This window comes from Mesorhizobium sp. LNHC229A00, from assembly GCF_000502415.1.
In the GTDB taxonomy this organism is placed as follows: Bacteria; Pseudomonadota; Alphaproteobacteria; order Rhizobiales; family Rhizobiaceae; genus Mesorhizobium.
On sequence record NZ_AYWQ01000196.1, the window covers coordinates 1 to 412 of the forward strand.

Annotated in this window: 1 protein-coding gene; it reads right to left on the reverse strand. The window is 61.2% G+C overall.

Features of this window, described 5'->3' with window-relative positions:
• Positions 1–14: 14 nt before the first annotated feature.
• Positions 15–412: integrase core domain-containing protein (locus tag X742_RS140130; protein ID WP_023775696.1), on the reverse strand; the 398-nt coding region annotated here is incomplete at its 5' end.

Sequence of the window (412 nt, forward strand, 5' to 3'; positions counted from 1 at the left end):
CTGCCACTGAAGTGTCATCCAGTGGCGATTAGAGCCTTGGCCGTTTCTGTTACGCCTTGTGGCGCGGGTTGAGCAACCGGCGGAGGCGCGGAGCCTTCGATCGGCACAGCGTCGAAGCCGGTTGCGGTGATGACCTTGGCATAGGCTGCTGGGGTCTGGTAGCCGAGCGAGGAATGTGGCCTGGCGGTGTTGAAGTCCTCTCTCCATTCGGCGATGGCGCTTCGAGCGTGGTCGAGGCCGAAGAACAGGCTCTCGTTCAACAGCTCGTCGCGCATCCGGCCGTTGAAACTTTCGACGTAACCGTTCTGCATAGGCTTGCCCGGCGCGATGTAGTGCCATTCGATTCCGCGATCCTTCGACCAGGCGAGGATGGCGTTCGAGGTGAACTCGGTGCCGTGATCGGAGACGATCA